Origin of the sequence: Ramlibacter aquaticus (genome assembly GCF_015159745.1) — a bacterium.
GTDB lineage: Bacteria > Pseudomonadota > Gammaproteobacteria > Burkholderiales > Burkholderiaceae_C > Ramlibacter > Ramlibacter aquaticus.
In genome coordinates this window covers 56,225-75,515 of record NZ_JADDOJ010000005.1, presented here as the reverse complement: position 1 = coordinate 75,515, position 19,291 = coordinate 56,225, and the positions used below count along the sequence as shown (strand labels likewise).

The 19,291-nt window shown below is 69.0% G+C and carries 18 protein-coding genes; 14 read left to right on the top strand and 4 right to left on the bottom strand.

The genetic code is table 11. The annotated features are described in order from the left end of the window. Positions 1 to 6 precede the first annotated feature (6 nt). From IM725_RS02565 to IM725_RS02550, 4 genes are read left to right on the top strand one after another with little or no spacing between them, the layout of a single operon-like run. Complete coding sequence (locus IM725_RS02565; RefSeq protein ID WP_193778999.1) at positions 7 to 540, top strand: SET domain-containing protein; 534 nt, start codon at positions 7 to 9, stop codon at positions 538 to 540. Next, positions 537 to 1,292 carry a biotin--[acetyl-CoA-carboxylase] ligase gene (locus IM725_RS02560; RefSeq protein ID WP_287066753.1) on the top strand — a complete coding sequence of 252 codons (756 nt, stop codon included), beginning with the start codon at positions 537 to 539 and terminating at the stop codon, positions 1,290 to 1,292. The genes IM725_RS02565 and IM725_RS02560 overlap by 4 nt, the downstream gene beginning before the upstream one ends. A gap of 8 nt (positions 1,293 to 1,300) precedes the next feature. Further along, complete coding sequence (locus IM725_RS02555; protein ID WP_193778998.1) at positions 1,301 to 1,957, top strand: SPOR domain-containing protein; 657 nt, start codon at positions 1,301 to 1,303, stop codon at positions 1,955 to 1,957. A gap of 34 nt (positions 1,958 to 1,991) precedes the next feature. Then, positions 1,992 to 2,651, top strand: coding sequence for a glutathione S-transferase family protein (locus IM725_RS02550; RefSeq protein WP_193778997.1), 660 nt, complete (start codon positions 1,992 to 1,994; stop codon positions 2,649 to 2,651). Here the strand turns inward: IM725_RS02550 and IM725_RS02545 are convergent. The 3 genes from IM725_RS02545 to IM725_RS02535 are packed head-to-tail and all read right to left on the bottom strand — an operon-like array spanning position 2,636 to position 5,348. Beyond that, positions 2,636 to 4,111, bottom strand: coding sequence for a sensor histidine kinase (locus IM725_RS02545; RefSeq protein ID WP_193778996.1), 1,476 nt, complete (start codon positions 4,109 to 4,111; stop codon positions 2,636 to 2,638). The two genes, IM725_RS02550 and IM725_RS02545, sit on opposite strands and share 16 nt — an antisense overlap. A 16-nt stretch (positions 4,112 to 4,127) precedes the next feature. Further along, on the bottom strand, positions 4,128 to 4,802 hold the full coding sequence (locus IM725_RS02540; protein ID WP_193778995.1) for a response regulator: 675 nt from the start codon (positions 4,800 to 4,802) through the stop codon (positions 4,128 to 4,130). Positions 4,803 to 4,847: 45 nt separating this feature from the next. Next, positions 4,848 to 5,348 carry a MarR family winged helix-turn-helix transcriptional regulator gene (locus IM725_RS02535; protein WP_193778994.1) on the bottom strand — a complete coding sequence of 167 codons (501 nt, stop codon included), beginning with the start codon at positions 5,346 to 5,348 and terminating at the stop codon, positions 4,848 to 4,850. Positions 5,349 to 5,493: 145 nt separating this feature from the next. Between IM725_RS02535 and recA the strand changes: the two genes are divergently transcribed. Both recA and recX read left to right on the top strand, forming a co-directional pair. Further along, positions 5,494 to 6,576 (top strand): recombinase RecA, encoded by a 1,083-nt coding sequence (recA, locus tag IM725_RS02530; protein ID WP_193778993.1) that lies wholly within the window; start codon positions 5,494 to 5,496, stop codon positions 6,574 to 6,576. Next, the gene (gene recX / locus IM725_RS02525) at positions 6,573 to 7,025 is read left to right on the top strand and encodes a recombination regulator RecX (protein WP_193778992.1); all 453 of its coding nucleotides are present in this window, start codon (positions 6,573 to 6,575) and stop codon (positions 7,023 to 7,025) included. Before recA ends, recX begins: the two co-directional genes overlap by 4 nt. A 23-nt stretch (positions 7,026 to 7,048) precedes the next feature. Here the strand turns inward: recX and argC are convergent, their stop codons facing one another. After that, positions 7,049 to 7,969: an N-acetyl-gamma-glutamyl-phosphate reductase gene (gene argC / locus IM725_RS02520; RefSeq protein ID WP_193778991.1), complete on the bottom strand. Its 921-nt coding sequence runs from the start codon at positions 7,967 to 7,969 to the stop codon at positions 7,049 to 7,051. A gap of 160 nt (positions 7,970 to 8,129) precedes the next feature. Between argC and sucC the strand changes: the two genes are divergently transcribed. From sucC to IM725_RS02480, 8 genes are all read left to right on the top strand, one after another. Continuing rightward, entirely contained in the window at positions 8,130 to 9,293 is a 1,164-nt protein-coding gene (gene sucC / locus IM725_RS02515; protein ID WP_193778990.1) for an ADP-forming succinate--CoA ligase subunit beta, read from the top strand. Between the two features lie 16 nt (positions 9,294 to 9,309). After that, on the top strand, positions 9,310 to 10,203 hold the full coding sequence (sucD, locus tag IM725_RS02510) for a succinate--CoA ligase subunit alpha (RefSeq protein WP_193778989.1): 894 nt from the start codon (positions 9,310 to 9,312) through the stop codon (positions 10,201 to 10,203). A gap of 71 nt (positions 10,204 to 10,274) precedes the next feature. Continuing rightward, positions 10,275 to 10,970 (top strand): TerC family protein, encoded by a 696-nt coding sequence (locus IM725_RS02505; RefSeq protein ID WP_193778988.1) that lies wholly within the window; start codon positions 10,275 to 10,277, stop codon positions 10,968 to 10,970. 168 nt (positions 10,971 to 11,138) lie between these two features. Further along, on the top strand, positions 11,139 to 13,913 hold the full coding sequence (locus IM725_RS02500; RefSeq protein WP_193778987.1) for a CHASE2 domain-containing serine/threonine-protein kinase: 2,775 nt from the start codon (positions 11,139 to 11,141) through the stop codon (positions 13,911 to 13,913). A 25-nt stretch (positions 13,914 to 13,938) separates the two neighbouring features. Beyond that, a complete protein-coding gene (locus IM725_RS02495) occupies positions 13,939 to 14,724 on the top strand; it encodes a Stp1/IreP family PP2C-type Ser/Thr phosphatase (RefSeq protein ID WP_193778986.1) in 786 nt (261 codons plus the stop codon). A gap of 46 nt (positions 14,725 to 14,770) precedes the next feature. After that, positions 14,771 to 15,421, top strand: coding sequence for an FHA domain-containing protein (locus tag IM725_RS02490; protein ID WP_193778985.1), 651 nt, complete (start codon positions 14,771 to 14,773; stop codon positions 15,419 to 15,421). Positions 15,422 to 15,858: 437 nt separating this feature from the next. Continuing rightward, on the top strand, positions 15,859 to 16,650 hold the full coding sequence (locus IM725_RS02485) for an MBL fold metallo-hydrolase (RefSeq protein ID WP_193778984.1): 792 nt from the start codon (positions 15,859 to 15,861) through the stop codon (positions 16,648 to 16,650). Positions 16,651 to 16,663: 13 nt separating this feature from the next. Beyond that, positions 16,664 to 19,072: a GspE/PulE family protein gene (locus tag IM725_RS02480; RefSeq protein WP_193778983.1), complete on the top strand. Its 2,409-nt coding sequence runs from the start codon at positions 16,664 to 16,666 to the stop codon at positions 19,070 to 19,072. The last annotated feature ends 219 nt before the right edge of the window (positions 19,073 to 19,291 follow it).

Here is a 19,291-nt window from a genome sequence, read left to right as displayed (position 1 = left end):
CCGCCCATGGCACAAAAGCCCGCCCCGGGGAGGGGTGCCGCAGCCCGCAAGCCCGCGCCCGCCACCCCGCCCGCCCCCCCCGCCGGCCGCCGCATCCAAGTGCGCCGCTCGGGTGTCCACGGCAAGGGGGTGTTCGCCGTCCAGGATATTCCGGAAGGTGAAATCATCATCGAATACGTGGGCGAAATCATCACCTGGAAGGAAGCCCAGCGCCGGCATCCGCACGACCCCAAGGACCCCAACCACACGTTCTACTTCCACGTCGATGAAAAGCGTGTGATCGATGCGAAGAACGGTGGCAATTCCTCGCGCTGGATCAACCATTCCTGCGCCCCGAACTGCGAGGCCGACGAACAGGAAGGCCGCATCTTCATCAAGGCGCTGCGCAACATCCGCGCCGGCGAAGAGCTGAACTACGACTACGGCCTGATCATCGACGAGCGCTACACGCCCGCGCTCAAGGCCCAGTACCCCTGCTGGTGCGGCGCCAAGACCTGCCGCGGCACCCTGCTCGCGCCCAAGCGCCGTCCGTCCCGGTGAACCCCCTGCGCGAGACCCTGCTGCAGGCGGTGTCGCCGCTGCTGCCGGGCTTCGCCGTCGAGGTGGCGGATGAAATCGATTCCACCAACTCGGAGCTGATGCGGCGGGCCCGCGCCGGCGACACCGCGCCGGTGCTGCTGGCCGCGCTGTCCCAGACCGCCGGGCGCGGCCGGCTGGGCCGGTCCTGGGCCAGCGCACCCGGCGATTCCCTCACCTTCTCCCTGGGGCTGCCGCTGGCCCCGCGCGACTGGTCCGGCCTGTCCCTGGTGGTGGGCCTGTCCCTGGCCGAAAGCCTGCATCCGCGCATCCGCCTGAAGTGGCCGAACGACCTGTGGCTGGACGGCCGCAAGCTGGCGGGCATCCTGATCGAGACCGCCAGTTTCCCGCCGCAGTCGGCACGCTATGCCGTGGTGGGCATAGGCATCAACCTGCGCCGCCCCGATGCGGACGGGCTGTCCACGCCGCCGGCCGGGCTGGAGGAGCTGCTGCCGGGCCTCACGGCCGCCGCCGCGCTGGCGCGGGTCGCGCCGCCGCTGGTGGCCAGCGTGAAGGCCTTCGAATCGGCCGGGTTTGAGCCCTTCCGGCCGGCCTTCGAGGCCCGGGACGCCCTGCGCGGGCTGCGCCTGCGCCTGTCGGACGGCACCGAGGGCACCGGCGCCGGCGTCTCGCAGGACGGCGGGCTGCTCGTGCATACTGCAACGGGCCCGGCCTGCATCACCAGCTCCGAGGTGAGCGTCCGGCCCGCGTCCTGAAGCCCACCATGCTCCGACTGCTCGTGCTGCTGCTGCTGGCGGCCAACCTGGGATACCACGGCTGGTCGGCGGGCTGGTTCGCCACCCTGGGCGCGGCGCCGCCCCAGGAGTCCGAGCCGCAACGCGTGGCCCAGCAGATCCGTCCGCAGTCCCTGCGCCTGCTTGCGGCCGACGAGGTGCGGCGGCTGGAGACCAGCAGCGCCGGCGCCCCGCGGCCGCCCGAGTGCCTGCAGGCCGGCCTGTTCGCCGACGCCGAGCTGGGCCCGCTGCGCCAGGCGCTGGACGCCTGGCCCGGCGGCAGCTGGCAGCTGGAGCCCGGCGTCGAGCCGGCGCGCTGGCTGATCTACATGGGCAAGTACCCCGGCGCCGAGGCCCTGAACCGCAAGAAGGGCGAACTGCGCCAGCTGGGCGTGAGCTTCGATCCGGTCCCCAGCCCCGCGCTGGAGCCCGGCCTCTCGCTCGGCAGCTTCACCAGCCAGGCCGCCGCGCAGCAGCAGCTGGACGCGCTGTCGCGCAAGGGGGTGCGCACCGCCCACGTGGTGCAGGACCGGCCCGAGCAGCGCGGCCAGGTGCTGCGCATGCCCGCCCTGGACGACACCCTGCGGGCGAAGCTCGACGAGCTCAGGCCGCTGCTCGCCGGCAAGCCCTGGCGCCCCTGCCGCTGAGATTTGCACGACCCATTCCAAGGAAACCGAGACCATGAGCCTGACCCTCTACTACGCACCAGGCGCCTGTTCCTTCGTGCCCCATTCCCTGCTGGAAATGGCGGGCGCGACCTTCGAGCCCCAGCTCGTCAAGCTGCACAAGAACGAGCAGAACAGCCCGGAGTACAAGGCCATCAACCCCCGCGGCCAGGTGCCCGTGCTGGTGGTGGACGGCAAGCCCTTGACCCAGATCGTGGCCATCGTGGGCTACATCGACGCCCGCTTCCCGCAGGCCGGCCTGCTGCCCACGGACCCCTTCGAGCGCGCCAAGGCCCTGGAGCTGCTGGCCTGGATGAACAACTCGGTGCACCCGACCTTCACCCACTTCTTCAGGCCCGAGAAGTTCGCGGCCGAACACTCGACCCAGGCGTTGATCAAGTCCCACGCCGCGACCTCCTACAAGCCGCTGCTGCAGGAACTTGATGCGCTGGCCGCGCGGGCCCAGGCCGAGGGCCGCGGCTTCCTGGTCGGCGACAGCTTCGGCCCCGCCGACGCCTATGCGCTCGTGCTGCTGCGCTGGGGCGGTTTTGCCGGCCACGACCCCGAGGGCTTTCCGGCCCTGTGGGCGCACGTGCAGAAGGTGGCGGTCCTGCCGGGGGTGGCGCGCACGATCGAACGCGAACGGCTGGTGCTGAACGTCTACAAGCCGGCCTGAGCGGCGGCGCTCGCCGGGCGGTCGCCCAGGTGGAAGCGCACGGTGACCAGCGTGCCGGGCGGCGAATGGCCCGGCCGCGCATCCTCCACGGTGATCTCGGCGTGGTGCTGGCGCGCGATCTCGCGCACGATGGGCAGCCCCAGGCCCGAGCCATCCACGTCGGTGCCCAGCGCGCGGTAGAAGGGCTGGAACACCAGCTCGCGCTCGGCTTCGGGAATGCCAGGGCCCGAATCCTCCACCTGCAGCACCAGCACGCGGCCGAAGGGGTCGGGCAGCACCCGGGCGGTGATGATGCCCGGCGCCTGCGCCGAGGAAGGCGTGTAGCTGATCGCGTTGTCCAGCAGGTTGCGCACCAGCTCCATCAGCAGCGTGGGGTTGCCTTCGAGCTGCACGCCGGCCTCGCCCGGCTCGGGGCCGTCGTAGCCCAGGTCGACGTGGGCACGCATGGTGCGCGGCACCGAGTCGTGCACGGCCTGGCGCGTGATGCGGGCGAGGTCGCAGGGCTGCATGGCCATGGCCTGGCCGCTGCTCTCGGCCCGCGCGAGCGAGAGCAGCTGGTTCACGGTGTGGGTGGCGCGTACGCTGGCACGCCCGATCTGCTGCAGGGACTGCTTGAGCTCGTCGGCGTTGGTGGCCTCGCGCTGCGCCAGGTCGGCCTGCATGCGCAGCCCGGCCAGCGGCGTCTTGAGCTGGTGCGCCGCGTCGGCCAGGAAGCGCTTCTGCGTCGCGATGGAGTCCTTCAGCCGCGTCAGCAGGTCGTTCACGGAGGAGACCAGCGGCGCCACTTCCAGCGGCACGGCCTTGTCGTCCAGCGGGCTGAGGTCGTCCGGCTTGCGCGCGCGTATGCGCTCCTCCAGCTGCGACAGGGGCTTGATGCCCCGCACCAGCGCCAGCCACACCAGCAGGACCGCCAGCGGCAGGATGACGAACTGCGGCAGCATCACGCCCTTGATGATCTCGGTCGCCAGCACGGAACGCTTCTCGCGCGTCTCGGCCACCTGCACCAGGCAGGGCTGCGGCACGCCGGGCAGCTCCAGCCGCACCCAGGTGTAGGCCACGCGCACGTCCACGCCGCGCATCTCGTCGTTGCGCAGCCGCACCTCGCCGGCCTGCGGCGGCGCCTCGTCGTCGGGCGGGTGCGGCAGGTCGCGCTCGCCCCCCAGCAGCTCGCCCTGCGGGCCCATGACCTGGTAGTACACCAGGTCGGATTCGTCGGCGCGCAGCAGCTCGCGCGCGGATTGCGGCAGGTTGAAGGCGACGCGGCGGTTCTGCACCGTCACCAGCTGGGCCAGGGCCTGCACGTTGTATTCGAGGGCCCGGTCGAAGGGCTTGCCGGCGATGCTCTGCGCCACCAGCCAGGTCAGCGCCAGGCTGACCGGCCACAGCAGCAGCAGCGGCGTGAGCATCCAGTCCAGGATTTCTCCGAACAGCGACCTCTGCTCGCGCTGGAAGATCTTCATCCGCGGCGGATCCGCGTCATCCGGGGATCTTCTCGAGGCAGTAGCCCAGGCCGCGCACGGTGGCGATGCGGATGGGGCCCTTCTCGATCTTCTTGCGCAGGCGGTGGATGTAGACCTCGATCGCGTTGTTGCTCACTTCCTCGCCCCACTCGCACAGGCGCTCCACCAGCTGGTCCTTGCTGACCAGGCGGCCGGCGCGCTGCAGCAGCACCTCCAGCAGGCCCAGCTCGCGTGCCGACAGCTCCACCATGCGGCCGTCGATGGTGGCGACGCGGCCGGTCTGGTCGTACACCAGCGGGCCGTGCTTGATGGTGCTGGAGGTGGAGCCCATGCCGCGCCGCGTCAGCGCGCGCACCCGCGCCTCGAGCTCCTGCAGGCTGAAGGGCTTGGCCATGTAGTCGTCGGCGCCCAGGTCCAGGCCCTTCACGCGCTCCTCCACCGCATCGGCGGCGGTGAGGATCAGCACCGGCATGGCGGAGCCGCGGCTGCGCAGCTTGCGCAGCACCTCCAGCCCGTGCAGCCTGGGCAGCCCCAGGTCCAGGATCAGCAGGTCGAACTCGTTGTTCGTCATCAGCGCGGCGTCGGCCTCGGTGCCGCTGGCCACGTGGTCCACCGCCGCGCCCGCGGCACGCAGGCTGCGCAGCAGCCCGTCGGCAAGAACCTGGTCGTCTTCGGCAATGAGGATGCGCATCGGTGTGTCTCCGTCTGCGCCACATCGCGGGCGCTTGCTGAAATTCTAGGCGGCGAGCCGGGGCTGCGACTGACCCATGTCATCCCGGCCGGCGGCATAGGCCTCCAGGCCGATCTTCACCACGGTCGCCACCTCGGGCCCGACGTCCTCGCGGAATTCGGCCTCCGCGCGTGCCACCGCGCGCCGGAAGGCCTCCAGCCAGGCCAGGCCGGCGGGCGTGAAGCACACCAGGCGAGCGCGGGCGTCGCGCGGGTCCGGCTCGCGCGTCACCAGGCCCCAGGCTTCGCACTGGTCCACCAGGTCGCCCATGGCCTGCTTGCTCATGCCGGCGCGGGCGGCCAGCGCCGTCAGGCGCGAGCCGCCCGGCTCCACATGGCGCGTGATGTGCACATGGGCGGCGCCGACCTGCGCCCGCGCAGCCAGGTTGGACAAGGCCAGCGGCACCTCCACGTCGTTCGCCATCAGGGCCAGCACCCGCTCGTCGAAGCGCCGCGCCGCCTCGCCGAGCAGGCGCCCCAGGTGTGTCAGTCGCCAGGCCGTGTCCATGCGATATATGGTAAGGCAAACTGACCAAAATTCCTGTTTACTTGGAACAACCTCGGGCGTTAGAGTACTGGTCAAGCATCCAGCCTGTTCGAAACCCCACCGGCTGCGATTCACCTAACTGATTGATTCCCAAGGAGATTCGTTCATGGACACGCAAGTCAAGGGCACCAAGATCGAAAGCGCCGCCACCGACAAGGCCACCACCGAAAAGGCCAAGGCGCTTCAGGCGGCCCTGGCCCAGATCGAGAAGCAGTTCGGCAAGGGCACCATCATGCGCCTGGGCGAAGGCGAGAAGATCGAGGACATCCAGGTCGTCTCCACCGGCTCCCTGGGCCTGGACATCGCCCTGGGCGTGGGCGGCCTGCCGCGCGGCCGCGTGATCGAGATCTACGGCCCGGAATCGTCCGGCAAGACCACGCTCACCCTGCAGGTCATCGCCAACATGCAGCGCCTGGGCGGCACCTGCGCCTTCGTCGACGCCGAGCACGCGCTGGACGTGCAGTACGCGCAGAAGCTGGGCGTGAGCCTGCCCGAGCTGCTGATCTCGCAGCCGGACACCGGTGAGCAGGCGCTGGAGATCGTCGACAGCCTGGTGCGCTCCGGCGCGGTGGACCTGATCGTCATCGACTCGGTGGCGGCGCTGACCCCCAAGGCCGAGATCGAGGGCGAGATGGGCGATTCCCTGCCCGGCCTGCAGGCCCGCCTGATGAGCCAGGCCCTGCGCAAGCTCACCGCCACCATCAAGAAGACGAACTGCACGGTCATCTTCATCAACCAGATCCGCATGAAGATCGGCGTGATGTTCGGCAGCCCCGAGACCACCACCGGCGGCAACGCGCTGAAGTTCTACGCCTCCGTGCGCCTGGACATCCGCCGCACCGGCACCATCAAGAAGGGCGAGGAGGCCATCGGCAACGAGACCAAGGTCAAGGTCGTCAAGAACAAGGTCTCGCCCCCCTTCAAGACCGCCGAGTTCGACATCCTCTTCGGCGAGGGCATCAGCCGCGAGGGCGAGGTGATCGACATGGGCGTGGAAGCCCGCATCCTCGAGAAGTCGGGCGCCTGGTACGCCTACGCCGGCGAGAAGATCGGCCAGGGCCGCGACAACGCGCGCGAGTTCCTGCGCGAGAACCCCGAGCTGGCGCGCGAGATCGAGAACAAGGTCCGCGATTCCCTGGGCATCCCGCTGCTGCCGCCCGCGGCCGGCCAGGGCGCCGACGGCGAATGATGCCGGGGCGGCCCGCGCTCTCGCTCAAGGGGCGCGCGCTGCGCTACCTGAGCCAGCGCGAGCACTCCCGGGCCGAGCTGGAGCGCAAGCTGCGCAGCCACGAGGAAACGCCCGGCGAGCTGGAACGCGTGCTGGACGAGCTGGCCCAGCGCGGCTTCATCGACCACGGCCGGGTGGCCGAATCGGTGCTCTACCGCCGCGCCGGCAAGCTGGGCGCGTTGCGGCTGCGCCAGGAGCTGCAGGCCAAGGGCCTGGAGCCTGCGGTGGTGGCGCAGGCGATGGAGAGCCTCAAGGGCACCGAGCTGGCCCGCGCCCGTGAGGTGTGGGCGCGCCGCTTCGGCACGCCGGCCAGCGACGCGGCCGAGCGGGCCAGGCAGGCCCGCTTCCTGGCCGCGCGCGGCTTCGACGGTGAGGTGGTGCGCAAGGTGATCCGCGGGCTGGAGGACTGAGTCCCCCGCCGCGGGCTGCGGGCTCAGAGCCCCAGCATCAGCTTCAGGTTCTGCACCGCGGCGCCGCTGGCGCCCTTGCCCAGGTTGTCCAGCCGGGCAACCAGCACGGCCTGGCGCTGCACCTCGCTGCCGAAGACGCGCAGCTCCATCTTGTTGGTGCCGTTCAGGGCCGTGGCCTCGATGCGGCCGCCCTCGGTCGCCGGCTCCACGCTCACCCACTCGCTGCCGGCATAGTGCCGCGCCAGCGTGTGGTGCAGGTCCTGCAGGCTGGGCCGCCGCGGCAGCGCATCCAGGGCCAGCGGCAGCTGCACCAGCATGCCCTGGGCGAAGTTGCCCACCGACGGGATGAAGATGGGCCGGCGGGTGAGCCCGCCGTACTTCATGATCTCGGGTATGTGCTTGTGGCCCTGGGCCAGGGCGTAGAGCTCGAAGGGCCCCTGGGTGCCCTTCTCGAAGGCCTCGATCATGGAACGGCCACCGCCCGAGTAACCGCTCACTGCGGGCATGACCACCGCATGGTCGGGCGGCAGCAGGCCCGCGTCCACCAGCGGCCGCAGCAGGGCGATCGCGCCGGTGGCGTAGCAGCCGGGGTTGCTCACGCGACGGGCCTGGGCCACCGCCTCCTTCTGGCCGGGCGCGAGTTCGGGAAAGCCGAACACCCAGCCCTCGGCGGTGCGGTGGGCGCTGGAGGCATCGATGACGCGCGGGCCGCTGCCCTGCGCCTGCCAGATGTCCTCGACCATGGCGGCCGACTCGCGGGCGGCATCGTCGTGCAGGCAGAAGATGACCAGGTCCACCCCGGCCATGAGGGCGCGCTTGGCCGCCGGGTCCTTGCGCAGCTCGGGCGCGATGCTGACCACCTCCACCGCAGGCATGCCGGCCAGGCGCTCGCGGATCTGCAGCCCGGTGGTGCCTGCTTCGCCGTCGATGAATACCTTGGCCATATCGAGATCCTGTCGGGTGTAAGTGCTCGGTCAGTTGGCCGGGAGAGGCTCTGGATTCCCCCGGTTGGTGCAATGCACCATGATACAGTCGCGGATTGCATCCTGCGGGATTTCGATTCCCCGCCGCGGCGCATCCCCTCCGTTCTCTAGAGACACCCCCATGAAAATCCACGAGTACCAAGGCAAGGAAATCTTGCGCAGCTTTGGCGTGCCTGTGCCGCGCGGCATTCCGGCGTTCACCGTGCAGGAAGCGGTCGAGGCCGCACAGAAGCTGGGCGGCCCGGTGTGGGTGGTCAAGGCCCAGATCCACGCGGGCGGCCGCGGCAAGGGCGGCGGCGTGAAGCTGGCCCGCTCGGTCGACGATGTGCGCACCCTGGCCGGCCAGATCCTGGGCATGCAGCTGGTCACGCACCAGACCGGCGCGGAGGGCCAGAAGGTCCGCCGCCTGCTGATCGAAGACGGCGCCGACATCAAGAAGGAGCTGTACGTCTCCGTGGTGACCGACCGTGCGACCCAGAAGGTCGCCATGATGGCCTCCAGCGAAGGCGGCATGGACATCGAGGAAGTGGCGCACGCCACCCCCGAGAAGATCATCAAGGTCTTCATCGACCCGCTCACCGGCCTGACGGCCGAGCAGGCCAAGCAGGTCGCGGACGGCATCGGCATCCCGGCCGCCTCCACCGCCCAGGCCGTGGACGTGCTGCAGAAGCTGTACAAGTGCTACATGGACACGGATGCTTCCCTGGTGGAAGTGAACCCGCTGATCCTGGAAGGCAACGGCAACATCAAGGCCCTGGACGCGAAGTTCAACTTCGACTCCAACGCCTTGTTCCGCCACCCCGAGATCGTCGCCCTGCGTGACCTCGACGAAGAGGACCCGGCCGAAGTCGAGGCGTCCAAGTTCGATCTCGCCTACATCAGCCTGGACGGCAACATCGGCTGCCTGGTGAACGGCGCGGGCCTGGCCATGGCCACCATGGACACCATCAAGCTGTTCGGCGCCGAGCCGGCCAACTTCCTGGACGTGGGCGGCGGTGCCACCCCCGAGAAGGTGACCGAGGCCTTCAAGATCATGCTGAAGAACCCCAAGGTCAAGGCGATCCTGGTCAACATCTTCGGCGGCATCATGCGCTGCGACACCATCGCCACCGGCGTCATCACCGCCTGCAAGGCCGTGAACCTGAACGTGCCGCTGGTCGTGCGCATGAAGGGCACCAACGAGGAACTGGGCAAGAAGATGCTGGCCGAATCCGGCCTGCCCATCATCAGCGCGGACACCATGGCGGAAGCGGCCCAGAAGGTCGTGGCGGCCGTCAAGGCGTAAGGCACAAGGAACAGACATGTCGATCTACATCAACAAGGACACCAAGGTCATCACCCAGGGCATCACGGGGAAGACCGGCCAGTTCCACACCGAGAAATGCCAGGAGTACGCGAACGGCAAGAACTGTTTCGTGGCTGGCGTGAACCCCAAGAAGGCGGGCGAGAAGATCTTCGACATCCCGATCTTCGGCTCCGTCAAGGAAGCGGCGCAGAACACCGGCGCCACCGTCTCCGTGATCTACGTGCCGCCCGCGGGCGCGGCCGCCGCGATCTGGGAAGCCGTCGAGGCCGACCTGGACCTGGCGATCTGCATCACCGAAGGCATCCCGGTGCGCGACATGCTGGAAGTGCGCAACCGCATGAAGGCCAAGGAAGCCGCCGGCGGCAAGAAGACGCTGCTGCTGGGCCCCAACTGCCCCGGCCTGATCACGCCCGACGAGATCAAGATCGGCATCATGCCCGGCCACATCCACCGCAAGGGCCGCATCGGCGTGGTCTCGCGCTCCGGCACGCTGACCTATGAAGCCGTGGCGCAGCTCACCGAGATCGGCCTGGGCCAGTCCAGCGCCGTGGGCATCGGTGGCGACCCGATCAACGGCCTCAAGCACATCGACGTGATGCAGGCCTTCAACGACGATCCCGAGACCGACGCCGTCATCATGATCGGCGAGATCGGCGGCCCGGACGAGGCGGAAGCCGCCCGCTGGTGCAAGGCCAACATGAAGAAGCCGGTGGTCGGCTTCATCGCCGGCGTCACCGCCCCTCCCGGCAAGCGCATGGGTCACGCCGGTGCGCTGATCTCCGGCGGCGCGGACACCGCCGATGCCAAGCTCGCCATCATGGAAGAGTGCGGCTTCAAGGTGACCCGCAACCCGTCCGAGATGGGCAAGCTGCTCAAGTCGCTGCTGTAAACGATCCGCGCAGGGCGCGGCAAGACACGATACAGACGGGGCCCCAGCGGCCCCGTTTGTACACTGGGCCCATGGATTTCCTTTCGAGCACGGCGTTCTGGGTCGGGCTGGTGAAGATCGCCTGGATCAACATCATCCTGTCGGGCGACAACGCGGTGGTGATCGCGCTGGCCGCGCGCACCCTGCAGCCTGCCCAGCAGCGCCGCGCCGTGCTGTTCGGCTCGGGGGCTGCGGTGGTGCTGCGGGTGGCGCTCACCGTGGTGGCGGCCCGGCTGCTGGCCCTGCCCTGGCTGCAGATCGTGGGCGGCGTGCTGCTGCTGTGGATCGGCGTGCAGCTGCTGGCCGAGGACGAGGACGAGGGGGACGGCACGGCGGCGCATGCCCAGGGCAGCCTGGGCGCCGCGGTGCGCACCATCCTGCTGGCCGACGTGGTGATGAGCCTGGACAACGTCATCGCGGTGGCCGCCGCCGCCGGGGGCAGCACGCTGCTGCTCGTCTTCGGGCTGGCGCTGAGCATCCCGCTGGTGGTGTTCGGCGCCACGCTCATGGTCCGGCTCATGGAGCGCTTCCCCTTCATCGTCGCGGGCGGCGCCGCCCTGATCGGCTGGGTGGGCGGCGAGACCCTGGCCTCGGACGCCGTGCTGGCGGACGTCGCCGCGGCCCATCACGGGCTGCACACCGCCGCCGCCGCCGCCGGCGCCCTGCTGGTCCTGGCCGTGGGCAAGGCCTTGCAGGCCCGCAGCCGCGCCCGTTCGGCCGGAACCTGACCGGGGCCTGAGCCCGAACTGCATTTGCAACTGTTTGTAGCTTGCGCGTGACAGGGTGCCTTGTCCCCCTGCCGGGGCTCTGTTAACTTCTGAACGAACCTGCTCCTCCAGGCGCGCAGGTGGGTGTGTGGCGACCCCGCCGCACCAGGACGGGCACAAGGGCGGTCAGTGAGCACTTCTTCATCCGCGAAGCGGCGCCAGTTCTGGCGGTCCGACGGGTTCGTGGGTGCGGTGGTCGTGCTGCTGGTGCTGGTGCTGCACAAGGGCACGGACGCCATCGGTACGCTGGAGCGGCGCTTCTACGACTTGGGCGTCACCAGCAGCGCCCGCTCGCCCTCGGACCAGGTGGCGATCATCGCCATCGACGACCCGAGCATCGCCGCCCTGGGCCGCTGGCCCTGGCCGCGCGACCTCCAGGCCCAGCTGATCGACAAGCTGGTCGAGGGCCGGGCGAAGACCATCGTCGAGACCGTCCTCTTTTCGGAGCCGCAGACCGATCGGGCTCTGGGGTACATCCGAAAAATCCGGGATGCGCTGGGCCCGGCCGCCGACCAGAACGAAGCGCTCGCCCGCCTGATGGCCGAGGCCGAGGGCGCGCTGGACGCGGACGCACGGCTCGCCGCCAGCATGGCCAAGGCCGGGAACGTGCTGCTGCCGGCCGTGTTCGACCTCGGCATTCCCCAGGGCAACCCGGACAAGCCCCTCCCCGCGTCCGTGGCGAAGAACGCGCTCGATGATCGCAGCGGTTACGGCCTGCCCGTCCTGCGCGGGCAGTTTCCCATCGACCCGCTGGGCAACGCGGCGGCGGGCGTGGGCCACCTCACGCAGCGGGTGGACTTGGACGGGGCGGTGCGCCAGGACATCCTGATGGTCGACTACTACGGCAAGGCCGTTCCGTCGCTCGCGCTGCTCGCCGTCGCCCGCAGCCTCAAGCTGGGCCCGGCCGACCTTCGGCTGGACCCGGCGGGCGACAGCGTGAGCCTGGGACGCCTGCGCATACGCACGGGCGACGGTGCCTTCATGTACCCGCAGTTCTACGGCGCCCGGGACGGCAGGCCGGCCTTCGCCCGCGACTCCTTCTACGACGTGGTGAGCGGCAAGATCCCGGCCTCCCGGTACACCGGGAAGATCGTGCTGGTGGGCGTCACGGCGGCGGGCGTGGGCACGCTGTTCCCCGTGCCGGGCAACCCCGGTGTCGCGCCAGTCGAACTGATGGCCCACGTGGTCTCCTCCATCCTCAACGAGCAGTTCATCGTCGAGCCGGGCTGGAGCCGGGTGTTGGCCGCCCTGGCCTTCCTGCTGGTGGGCCTGTACCTGGTGGCCTTGCTGCCGCGGCTGCCCACGGGCCGGGGCGCTGGCGTCAGCGCCGGCCTCTTCATGGTGCTGCTGTGCGTGGAGTTCTTCCTGCTGACCGGCTCGGCGCTGTGGATCGAGCTGGTGGCGCCGGCCGGCCTGCTGCTGATCGGCCAGCTCGCCCTGACCGCCAAGCGCTTCCTCGTCACCGAGGCGGGCACGTTGCCGTCGGACCGGGAGTCGGCCGAGACGAGCCGGATGATGGGCATGGCGCTGCAGGGCCAGGGGCAGCTGGACATGGCCTTCGACCGCTTCCGCCACGTGCCCATGGGCGAGGCCGTGATGGAGAACCTCTACAACCTGGCCCTGGACTTCGAGCGCAAGCGCCAGTTCAACAAGGCCCAGGCGGTGTACGAGCACATGGCCGCGCACGATGCGCACTACAAGGACCTGCAGGAGAAGCTGGCGCGGGTGAAGAACCTGTCCGAAACCGTGCTGCTGGGCGGGGGTGGCGCGCACCCTGGCGGCGCCCTGCTGCTCAAGGATGGCCAGGTGGAAAAGCCCATGCTGGGCCGCTACCAGGTCGAGAAGGAGCTGGGCAAGGGCGCGATGGGCATCGTCTACCAGGGACGCGACCCGAAGATCGGCCGGGTGGTCGCGATCAAGACCATGGCCCTGTCCCAGGAGTTCGAGGGCGACGAACTGGCCGACGCGCGCGAGCGCTTCTTCCGCGAGGCCGAAACCGCGGGGCGGCTGCAGCACCAGAACATCGTCACCATCTTCGATGCCGGCGAAGAGCACGACCTGGCCTATATCGCCATGGAGTTCCTCAAGGGCCGGGACCTGGTCGACTTCTGCAGGTCGCCCCAGCTGCTGCCGGTGCCCAAGGTGGTCTCCATCGTGGCCCGCGTCGCCGAAGCCCTGGCCTACGCCCACCGCCAGAACGTGGTGCACCGCGACATCAAGCCGGCGAACATCATGTACGAGCCCGCGTCGGACACTGTCAAGGTGACCGATTTCGGCATCGCGCGCATCACCGATTCGAGCAAGACCAAGACCGGCCTGGTGCTGGGCACGCCCAGCTTCATGTCGCCCGAGCAGATCGCCGGCAAGAAGGTCGACGGCCGCTCCGACCTGTATTCGCTGGGCGTGATGCTCTACCAGATGCTCACCGGGGTGCTGCCGTTCCGCGGCGAATCCATGGCCGAGCTGATGTACAAGATCGCCAACGAACCGGCGCCGGACATCCGGGTGCTGCGGCCGGAGATCCCGGAGCGGCTGGCCAACATCGTCACCCTGGCCCTGAGCAAGCGCGCGGAAACCCGCTACCAGGACGGCGACCAGTTCGCCGCCGACCTGCGCACCGTGCTGGCCGAACTGGGCGGCGCGACCGGGGCCGGCCCGGACGCGGCGGCCCCGACCGCGCACCCGCCGGGCGTACCGGCGTCGCCCTTCGACGCCACCGTGGCCGCGCCGGCCATGGCCGCCGGGCCGGCGGCGCACGTGGCGACCCGGGCCGTGGCGGCGCCAGCAGACCCGCCTGTGCAAGGCTATGATGCGCCTGCCCCTGCCGCGGTCCAGCCGCCGGGCGGCTACCAGAAAACCGAAGTGAAGCGCAGGCCACCGGGCGACCCCGGCATGGGCTCCTGACGCGGCCAGGAGATCCCCTGTCGACATGATCTATGAGTTCTGCACCCGGACGGACCCCGGGCTCGCGCGCGAGAACAACGAGGATTCAGTCGCGGTCGACGAGTCGGCCCGCCTGGCCATCCTGGCCGACGGGATGGGCGGCTACAACGCCGGCGAGATCGCCAGCGGGATGGCGACCACCTTCATCAAGGCCGAACTGGGACGCTGGCTCTCGCAGGCCGGGCGCAATGCCAACGCGCGCGAAATCCGCCGGGCCATGGAGATCTGCGTCGACAACGCCAACCGCTCCATCTTCAATTCCGCCAACTCGAACCCGCACTACAGCGGCATGGGCACGACCCTGGTGGTGGGCGTCTTCGGCGAGGGGCGCCTGATGCTGGGGCACATCGGCGATTCACGCTGCTACCGCCTGCGTGGCGGCGTGCTCGCGCAGATCACGCGTGACCACTCCCTGCTGCAGGAGCAACTGGACGCCGGGCTCATCACGCCCGAGCAGGCCGCCGTCTCCACCAACAAGAACCTGGTCACCCGGGCGCTGGGCGTGGAAGACGCGGTGCTGCTGGAAGTGAACGAATTCAAGGTGGAGCCGGGCGACATCTACGTGATGTGCTCGGACGGTCTCTCGGACATGGTCGATGACGCGGTGATCGCCCGCATCCTGGCCAGCGGCGATGGGCTGGAGCAGAAGGCGGTGGCCCTGGTCGATGCGGCGAACGCCAACGGCGGCAGGGACAATATTTCCGTTTTGATGGCGCGGGCCGACGAGGACGCCAAAAAGCGGGGATTGATGCAGCGATTGCTGGGAAAATAGGCGTTCACCACGTGACCGGGATAACGAAAATGGACAGGAGCGGGCCATGCCGAAAATGATCGTTTCGATCGACGGTGTCGTCATCAAGGAAGTGCAGCTGACGAAGGACCGGACCACGCTGGGCCGGCGGCCGTACAACGACGTGGTGATCGACAACCTTGCCGTGAGCGGTGAGCACGCGGTGCTCCAGATGTCCGGCAACGAGGTCTACATCGAGGACCTGAACTCGACCAACGGCACGTACATCAACGGCAAGGCCGTGAAGAAGCAGCTGTTGCAGAACAACGACACGATCGAGGTCGGGAAGTACAAGATCAAGTTCATGACCGAGCAGCCCGGGCCTTCCTACGAGAAGACCCTGCTGATGAAGCCGGGCATGGTGCCGCCGGGCGGTCCTGCCGCGGCGCCCGCCCCCGCGGCCGACCTGGAGCAGCTGCAGGCGAGCATCAAGGTGCTCTCCGGTGCGGCCGCCGGCCGGCAGGTTCCGCTGGTCAAGGTGGTGACGACGATCGGCAAGCCCGGCGTCGCGGTCGCCGCGATCACCAAGCGGCCCCACGGCTTCGTGGTCGCCCACGTCGAAGGCGGCAACCGGCCCACGGTCAACGGTGCCGAGATCGGCAACGAGCCGATCACGCTCAAGAACGGCGACCTGCTGGAACTCGCCGGGACGCAGATGCAGTTTGTGCAGGCGGCCTGAGGGCAGCGGCCCACGGGCCACGCTGCCGCGTTTCTACGCAGCGACGCCCGCGGGGCGACCATATCGTCAGCGTCGACACCGACCACAGGAAAGTCGTCCGCCCCCGGGTGCTGCCCATGTGCGACGGGCTGGTGATGTGCGTGGCAGGCGGGGGCCTCGGCCTGGGCTCGCGCAGTGTTGCCGGCCAGGCGGCAAGCACGGGCAGGCGTGGCGCCCCGCGCGCCTGAACAGCCGCTTCGCGCCGCCGGGCCTGGGTGGCGTCCCCGCAATCCGGCCTCCACACCCCGCGTTTCCCGTATCGAAAAACGCCGGAACCCCAAAAAATTCCTTTACGGGCGCCATTCACAGCGCTTAACCTCCGCTCAGCTTTAACCCGTCGCCCTGTGCGGGGCGGGACGACAAACTTAGCCACAACATTGCGAGAGGCAGCGCAAACAATGAAGGTTCGGGTCCTCGGTTGTTCCGGCGCGATCGCCAGGGAATGCCGGACGACATCCTTCCTGATCGACGACGACGTGCTGGTGGATGCGGGCACCGGCGTGGGCGACCTGAGCCTGGAGGAGATGGCCGGCATCGGGGACGTGCTGCTGTCCCACTCCCACCTGGACCACGTGGCAGCATTGCCGCTGATGATCGACACGATCGCCTCGCAGCTGACCGAGCCCGTGCGCATCCATGCGCTGGCCGGCACCATCGCGGCCTTGCGTGCGCACATCTTCAACGACGTCATCTGGCCCGACTTCAGCCGCATCCCCACGCCCGCCAACCCGTTCGTCACCTTCCACGAACTGAAGGTGGGCCAGACGCTGGAGATCAAGGGCAAGTCCATCGAGGTGCTGCCCGCGGTGCACACCGTGCCGGCCGTCGGCTTCTCGGTCGCCGCGGGCAAGGGCTGCTGGGTGTTCACGGGCGACACCGAGCGCAACCCGGCCTTCTGGGAGCGGATCAACCACATGAACGTGGCCGCCCTGGTCATCGAGACCGCGTTCTCCAACCGCGAGCTCGACCTCGCGCGGCGCAGCCTGCACCTGTCCCCGGTCTCCCTGGCCGAGGAGCTGGACTGCATCGACAAGGACCAGCGCTTCCCGATCTACATCACGCACACCAAGCCGGCGGAGACCGACCTGATCATGCGGGAGATCCAGAAGTTCGACCAGACGCAGCCTTGCGGCCGCCACGTCGCCCACGACATCCGCTGGCTGCGTGCCGGGCAGGTCTTCGACCTTTGACCCCGCCCCTGCGATGAGCGCCATCCCTCGCTCCGAACGGGAAACGACTTCGGCGTTCTTCGAGACGCAGCAGCTGCCGCCCGACAAGCGCGGCGTGACCTTCGAGGCGCTGTTCTACAAGCAGCTCCAGGTGGTCAGCACCCGCATCCACGAGACGGAGAACCTCGATCAGATCATGACCGAGGTGAGCCACGACATCTGCCGGCTGTTCAACGCCGACCGGCTCACGCTCTATGCGGTGAGCGAGGACCACAGCGCGATCGTCTCCAAGGTCAAGACCGGGCTCAACACCAGCAAGGACCTGAAGCTGCCCATCAGCCCGCAGAGCCTGGCGGGCTACGTGGCCTGGAGCCGCGACATGATCAACGTGGCCGACGTCTACGACGACGAGGCCCTGCGCAGGCTGCACCCCAACCTCAGCTTCCTCAAGGAAGTCGACCGGCGCTCCGGCTACCGGACCAAGCAGGTCCTGGTGATGCCCATCCTGGACGGCAGCGAGCTGTACGGCGTGCTGCAGGTCATCAACAACAAGAGCGACCAGCCCTTCGGCGAGCTGGAGATCGACGGCGCCCACCAGCTTTGCAAGACGCTGGCTACTGCGATCCGCCAGCGCCAGGAGAAGGTGCAGGTCGAGGCGCGGCGCCGGGCCGGCCGCTACGACGGCCTGGTCTCCAGCAACGTGGTCACGGCCGCGGAACTGGACGCGGCGGTGGCCAAGGCGCGCGAGGAAGTGCGGCCGGTGGAGCATGTGCTCATGGCCGACTGCCGCGTGCGGCCGGCCCAGATCGGGCCCTCGCTCTCCCGCTTCTTCGGCGTGCCGTACGAGCCCTTCAGCCCGACCCGCATGCGCGTGGAGTCGCTGCAGGGCGCGCTCAAGCGGGACTTCGTCCAGGAGCAGGGCTGGATCCCGCTGGAGGAGACGCCCGATGGCCTGGTGGTCATGTGCACCGACCCCGAGGCCGTGCGCAGCTCGCGCATCGTGCCGCAGGTGTTCCCGCGCCACGCCAAGTTCCTCTACCGCGTCACCACGCAGACCGAGTTCGAGGAGACGCTGGCCCAGCTCTATGGCGTGGACGACGGCGCCTCGGTCGAGGAGATGCTGGCCGACATGGGCTCGGGCGGCGATGACGACGACGGCGAGGACAGCGACTCGGTCAATGCGGCCGCCGACAACGAGCTGGTCAAGTTCGTCAACAAGGTGATCGTCGACGCCTACAACATGAAGGCCTCGGACATCCACGTCGAGCCCATGCCCGGCAAGGGCAAGACGCTGATCCGCTTCCGCGTCGACGGCAGCCTGCAGCCCTACATCGAGGTGCCCTCGCACTTCCGCCAGCCGCTGGTCACCCGGCTGAAGATCATGTGCGACCTGGACATCTCGGAGAAGCGCAAGCCGCAGGACGGCAAGATCAAGTTCAAGAAGTTCGGGCCGCTGGACATCGAGCTGCGGGTCGCCACCATCCCGTCCGCGGGCGGGGTGGAGGACGTGGTGATGCGCATCCTGGCCGCCGGCGAACCCCTGCCCCTGGAGAAGCTGGGCCTGACCCCGATCAACCGCGAGCGCCTGGAGAAGACCGTGAGCAAGCCCTACGGCCTGTTCTACGTCTGCGGTCCGACGGGGTCCGGCAAGACCACCACGCTGCACTCCATCCTGAAGTTCCTGAACACCCCGGACACCAAGATCTGGACCGCCGAGGACCCGGTGGAGATCACGCAGAAGGGCTTGCGACAGGTCCAGATCAACAAGAAGGCGGGCATCGACTTCGCGCTGGTGATGCGCGCCTTCCTGCGGGCCGACCCGGACATCATCATGGTCGGCGAGTCGCGCGACAAGGAGACCGTCTCCATGGGCGTGGAGGCCTCGCTCACCGGCCACCTGGTGTTTTCCACGCTGCACACCAACTCGGCGCCCGAGTCCGTCATCCGCCTGCTGGACATGGGCATGGACCCCTTCAATTTCGCCGACGCCTTGCTGGGCATCCTGGCGCAGCGCCTGGCCAAGAAGCTGTGTGACTGCAAGGATGCCTACTTTCCGGAGTCCGACGAGATCAAGGCCTTCATCGCTGAATACGCCGACGACCTGCGCCAGAGCGCGGCCTGGAGGGCCGACTACGCGGGCGAGGCCCGCAAGCTGTACGAGGCCTGGGTCAAGGCCCACGGCGAAGGCGGCCGGCTGCGCTACTACCGGGCCGTGGGCTGCGAGAAGTGCAACAAGACCGGCTACAAGGGCCGCATCGGCCTGCATGAACTGCTGGTGGCCGACGACGAGATCAAGAAACTGATCCAGGAGCGCGCCCGCGTGGCCGAACTCTTCGTCGCCGCCGTCGCCAGCGGCATGCGGACCCTGAAGATGGACGGCATGGAAAAGATCATGATGGGCCTGACGGACCTGAAGCAGGTGCGCTCGGTCTGCATCAAGTAGCCGGGGTCCGGCCACGGGCCACGGGCCGCGAGGCCGGGCGCCGCGAGCCGCCGCGACCTCAGGGACCGGTGTCGCCGCTTGTGTCGCGACATTTTTGTCGCTTGACCATTCCGTCAGGGCAGGCGTGAGGCTCGTGCCTCCACGGAACAAGTTCGTTCCTCATTTCCCAAGGTAGCCCCATGGCCTCCGGATTGCGGGTGGCCAAGCTCCCCAACCTGA

Bases quoted from the DNA above. Each gene is read 5' to 3' on its own strand.
- IM725_RS02565 (WP_193778999.1), top strand. From the start codon at position 7: ATGGCACAAAAGCCCGCCCCGGGGAGGGGTGCCGCAGCCCGCAAGCCC.
- IM725_RS02555 (WP_193778998.1), top strand. From the start codon at position 1,301: ATGCTCCGACTGCTCGTGCTGCTGCTGCTGGCGGCCAACCTGGGATAC.
- IM725_RS02550 (WP_193778997.1), top strand. From the start codon at position 1,992: ATGAGCCTGACCCTCTACTACGCACCAGGCGCCTGTTCCTTCGTGCCC.
- IM725_RS02545 (WP_193778996.1), bottom strand. From the start codon at position 4,111: ATGAAGATCTTCCAGCGCGAGCAGAGGTCGCTGTTCGGAGAAATCCTG.
- IM725_RS02540 (WP_193778995.1), bottom strand. From the start codon at position 4,802: ATGCGCATCCTCATTGCCGAAGACGACCAGGTTCTTGCCGACGGGCTG.
- IM725_RS02535 (WP_193778994.1), bottom strand. From the start codon at position 5,348: ATGGACACGGCCTGGCGACTGACACACCTGGGGCGCCTGCTCGGCGAG.
- recA (WP_193778993.1), top strand. From the start codon at position 5,494: ATGGACACGCAAGTCAAGGGCACCAAGATCGAAAGCGCCGCCACCGAC.
- recX (WP_193778992.1), top strand. From the start codon at position 6,573: ATGATGCCGGGGCGGCCCGCGCTCTCGCTCAAGGGGCGCGCGCTGCGC.
- argC (WP_193778991.1), bottom strand. From the start codon at position 7,969: ATGGCCAAGGTATTCATCGACGGCGAAGCAGGCACCACCGGGCTGCAG.
- sucC (WP_193778990.1), top strand. From the start codon at position 8,130: ATGAAAATCCACGAGTACCAAGGCAAGGAAATCTTGCGCAGCTTTGGC.
- sucD (WP_193778989.1), top strand. From the start codon at position 9,310: ATGTCGATCTACATCAACAAGGACACCAAGGTCATCACCCAGGGCATC.
- IM725_RS02505 (WP_193778988.1), top strand. From the start codon at position 10,275: ATGGATTTCCTTTCGAGCACGGCGTTCTGGGTCGGGCTGGTGAAGATC.
- IM725_RS02495 (WP_193778986.1), top strand. From the start codon at position 13,939: ATGATCTATGAGTTCTGCACCCGGACGGACCCCGGGCTCGCGCGCGAG.
- IM725_RS02490 (WP_193778985.1), top strand. From the start codon at position 14,771: ATGCCGAAAATGATCGTTTCGATCGACGGTGTCGTCATCAAGGAAGTG.
- IM725_RS02485 (WP_193778984.1), top strand. From the start codon at position 15,859: ATGAAGGTTCGGGTCCTCGGTTGTTCCGGCGCGATCGCCAGGGAATGC.
- IM725_RS02480 (WP_193778983.1), top strand. From the start codon at position 16,664: ATGAGCGCCATCCCTCGCTCCGAACGGGAAACGACTTCGGCGTTCTTC.